Origin of the sequence: Gluconobacter sp. P5B12 (genome assembly GCF_018812035.1) — a bacterium.
Classification (GTDB): domain Bacteria; phylum Pseudomonadota; class Alphaproteobacteria; order Acetobacterales; family Acetobacteraceae; genus Gluconobacter.
In genome coordinates, this window is sequence record NZ_JACRVV010000018.1 from 1 (window position 1) to 4,148 (window position 4,148).

Annotated in this window: 3 protein-coding genes and 1 pseudogene; 3 read left to right on the top strand and 1 reads right to left on the bottom strand. The window is 57.6% G+C overall.

The features are described from left to right. A pseudogene (locus tag KP702_RS15850) lies at positions 1–224 on the bottom strand (IS481 family transposase); the annotation flags it as partial. Between KP702_RS15850 and KP702_RS15855 the strand changes: the two are divergent. The 3 genes from KP702_RS15855 to KP702_RS15865 all read left to right on the top strand — a co-directional run. Continuing rightward, positions 207–608 (top strand): hypothetical protein, encoded by a 402-nt coding sequence (locus tag KP702_RS15855; RefSeq protein WP_051400765.1) that lies wholly within the window; start codon positions 207–209, stop codon positions 606–608. The pseudogene KP702_RS15850 and the gene KP702_RS15855 sit on opposite strands and share 18 nt — an antisense overlap. 520 nt (positions 609–1,128) lie before the next feature. After that, positions 1,129–2,712, top strand: coding sequence for an NAD(P)/FAD-dependent oxidoreductase (locus tag KP702_RS15860; protein WP_234931105.1), 1,584 nt, complete (start codon positions 1,129–1,131; stop codon positions 2,710–2,712). Then, the coding region (locus KP702_RS15865) for an NAD(P)/FAD-dependent oxidoreductase (RefSeq protein WP_215769373.1) at positions 2,699–4,148 on the top strand (1,450 nt) is incomplete at its 3' end. The genes KP702_RS15860 and KP702_RS15865, both read left to right, overlap by 14 nt.

Consider the following 4,148-nt stretch of genomic DNA (forward strand, 5'->3'; position numbering starts at 1 on the left):
AATGCCACTATCATCGCTTCGTCCGTCTCGGACAGGACCGTTGGGCAAGGCTCTTTAGGGCCAGTTTTCTGATCTTCGACAGTCTCACGCTTTCGCCATTTTGCAACTGTTTTCGGGTTGATCCCGAACTCCTCGCTCAGCGTCGCGAGCGAAGCCTGCGATCGCTGTATTGCTGCTCGCACGGCGTGCGGGGTCGTGGCGCTGCCATGACGTATCTGTCCCATAAGGCTTCCTTCCACTCGCGTGAAAATACAACACCGTCAAACCATGGGACCAAACACAATATTCTGCGGCTGATTTTTCTCGACCCGCGCAGCAGGACGCTTCATCCGGATTGGGAAAATGCTGCCCGTTTCATCGTCAGCAGCTTCAAGATAGATACGGCCCGGGCGCGTGCAACGGAGGCGGTCGAGCCTTTGGTGGCGGAACTTTGCGCTGCCAGTTCTGAATTCCGGGCGCTATTGCAGGACAGGACGGTTCATACGTTCGGGCATGGCGCCAAGACGTTCCATCATCCTGTTCATGGTCCCCAGACCTTTGAGGTTTCAACCTTTGCTGTCGATGGGCGCCCGGATCTGATCCTGGTCATATACGGCGATGTGTCATGAGGCGCTTGCACATAAGTGAGGACTCATTTCCTACTTCTCCATAAGGAGAAACCATGCCCTTACATTCATCCAGCTTTTCTGCGGCTGACCGCAGGAAACCCATCCTTTCAGCGGCAGCTCCTGTTTTTGAACGCCTCGGTCGTGTGGGTGCGGCCACGAAAAAGATTGAAGGTGGCGGGTGGCTCCGAGGCCCGTCTTTAACGGCACTTCGGCAGCAAGCAAATGCTTTACGCAGGCATGCAGTATAAACCCTCACCCGAACCAGAGAGTGTCGGACACGGTCTGGAGCTGATTCCAGAGGCGCTTGAACGACAACGCAAAGGCGTCTCGGCCCGGAAGCTCGTTGTAACACTCGGTCCGCGATAACACTCGTCTCAAAACAGAACCGAGATGCAACGAACGGTCGCCTGATGAGTTCTTGCGTAGTCAAAATGCGGCGTTTCATAGCGTCTCTGTTTTTAGAAAATGTTCTGCCTCAAATGAAAAAGACCAGAAATTGCAAAATGCTGAGACAGTAAAAATGCTTACACCGTCCGGCTCTCTTCAGAACCGACGGATTGCGATTGTTGGTGGAGGGCCGGGCGGTCTGGCTTCGGCGATGCTGCTGGCTCATGAGGGCGCAGACGTCACGCTATATGAGCGGCATGGTCAGCTCGGGGGACGCTCCTCTGCGGTCGAGGGGAACACGGAAGCAGGAGCGTTCCGGTTCGATACAGGCCCGACATTCTTTCTCTATCCCCAGATCCTTCGGAATATCTTCACGCGCTGCGGGCTGCGGATGGAAGATACGATCACCCTGAAGAAGCTCAACGAAAACTATGATCTGGTTTTTGAAAATGGTCCGTCCCTGAGGCTTACGTCTGATATTGACGTGCTGGAGCGCGAAATCGCGCGGATCGATGCGCAGGATGCCGGAAAAATCCGGGAATTCATTGCTGATAACCGCTCCAAATTCCGCAACTTCATCCCTGTCTTGCAGCGGCCTTTCAACACCGTGCTGGATCTGTTGCGACCGGACATGTTGCGGGCGTTCCCGAAGCTGCGGCCGCTGTCTTCGGTTGATCGGGACCTGAGCCGGTATTTTCGCGATCCGAGGACGCGGCTCGCCTTTTCGTTCCAGAGCAAATATCTCGGTATGTCTCCTTACAGGTGTCCGAGCCTTTTCACGATCCTGAGTTTCATGGAGCATGAATACGGCATCTATCATCCGGTCGGGGGGACGATGGCCGTCATGGAAGCGATGGGGCAGGCGGCGAAACAGCTCGGGGTTACGATCCGCCTGAATGCGCCAGTGCATGAAATCCTGACCCGCAAGGGGCGCGCGACAGGTGTGCTGACAGATCAGGGGCCTGAACGGGCGGATGCCGTCGTCATCAATGCCGATTTCGGGCGGGCGATGACGAAGCTGGTTCCGGACCGCAAACGGCGCCGGTGGAAGAACAAGTCCATCGAGCGCAAGAAATATTCCTGCTCGACGTTTATGATGTATCTCGGGATCGAAGGGAGTGTCCCTGACAAGGGCCACCACACGATTTTCCTTTCGGAATCCTATGACCGGAACTTTGCTGAAATCGAGGCAGGCGAAATGCTGTCTGATGAGGCATCCCTCTATATTCAGAATGCCTGCATTACCGATCCGGAGCAGGCTCCGGCGGGGCATTCTACGCTCTACGTCCTGATGCCGGTCGGGCATTTGCGTGATGGGGGCGTGGATTGGACGGATGAGACACGGGCGCAGGCCCGCAGGCTCGTGATGGCGCGTCTGGAGAAGGCCGGCTTTGCGAATATCGAAGAGCGGATCCGTTTTGAGAAAATCCTGACGCCGACTGACTGGGAGGAGCGTTATGACGTTCACAAGGGGGCGGTTTTCAATCTGGCGCACAATCTGGGCCAGATGCTGCACCGGCGGCCACATAACCGTTTCGAGGATATTCGGGGGGTCTATCTTGCGGGCGGAGGAACCCATCCGGGGAGTGGGCTTCCTGTTATTTTTGAGGGTGCGCGGATCAGCAGCGATCTGGTGATCCGGGATCTTGCACCACGCAGGCGCTCCACGTTTTTCAATCGGCGTTCCCGGAAAGGGGCCACCCATGTCGGATCCTGAACAGCAATCGTCCGTCATTGTCATCGGTGCCGGGTTGGGCGGGCTTGCGGCGGCCTGTACGATGGCGGCGCGTGGCCATAAAGTGACTGTGCTTGAGGCCAATGACTGGCTGGGAGGCAAGGCTGCAGAATGGCGAGAGGGGGGATATCGGTTCGATATGGGACCAACGATCCTGACCGTCCCGCGTGTGCTGGAGCGTGTTTTCTCCGAAGCAGGGGTTGATATGCATGAGCGGCTTGATCTGCGTCGGCTTGATCCGCAGTGGCGCTGTTTTTTCGAGGATGGGCAGACGCTTGATCTGGAGGAGAATGCGGAGCGGATGGCGCAGGTTCTGGAGAGCCTGTGCTCGGGGGATGGCGACGGCTACCGCGACCTGATGGAGGCAAGCCAGAAGCTGCATGAGACGTCCGAACGGTTTTTCTTCTGGAAAAGTGTTGGCGGCATCTCGGATACGATGGATCTGCGCACGTCGTTCACGCTTGCGACTTTGCGGGATGTACTGCGTCTGAGGATGGATTCCACATTCGCGCGGGAAATCCGCAAGCGCATCCATAATCCTCAGGCGGCGCAGATGCTGGATCATCTGACGCAGTATGTGGGCTCTGATCCATTTCAGGCACCAGCAGTACTGCTTGGTATTGCCGATATGCAGAGTCATGACGGGGTCTGGTATCCGATGGGCGGCACCCGTGCCGTTCCGGAAGCGCTGGTCCGGCTTGGCGAGGAACTCGGTGTCGAATTCAGGACAGGAATTCGGGTGCAGCGGATCCTGACGCGGGCCGGGCGCGCCTGTGGCGTTCTGACTGCGCAAGGTGATGTTCTGGAGGCAGATGTGATCGTCTCCAACATGGACAGCGTACGCACGATGCGGGAACTGCTGGCGCATGTTCCGACCGCACGGTTCGAGCGTCAGTGGAAACGACGCAAACCGGCCTGTTCCGGGGTCGTGCTGTATCTGGGGCTGGATCGTGCCTACGATCATCTGGCGCATCATGACTTTGTCTTTTCCGCCGATCCGGAAGAGGAGTTCGACGCCATTTATCGTCGGGGCGTGCCTGCGCCGGACCCGACCTGCTATCTCGCGGCACCGTCCCGGACCGATCCGGACGTGGCGCCAGAAGGGGGCGAGGCGCTGTATGTTCTGGTGCATACGCCTTACATCCATCGCGGTCAGGATTGGCAGGAGATGTTTCCGGGATACCGACAGGTCATTCTGGACAAGCTGAAGCGCTGTGCAGGGATGCCTGATCTGGAAGAGCGGATCAGGGTAGAACATCATCTGACGCCGCTCGATATTCAGGAGCGTTATTCGACTCTGCGTGGGGCAATTTACGGTCTGGCGAGCCATGGGCGTCTGAACGGGGCGTTCAAACCCGCCAACAGGTCGGCAGATGTTCCAGGGTTGTATCTTGCGGGCGGGGCTGCCCATCCGGGGG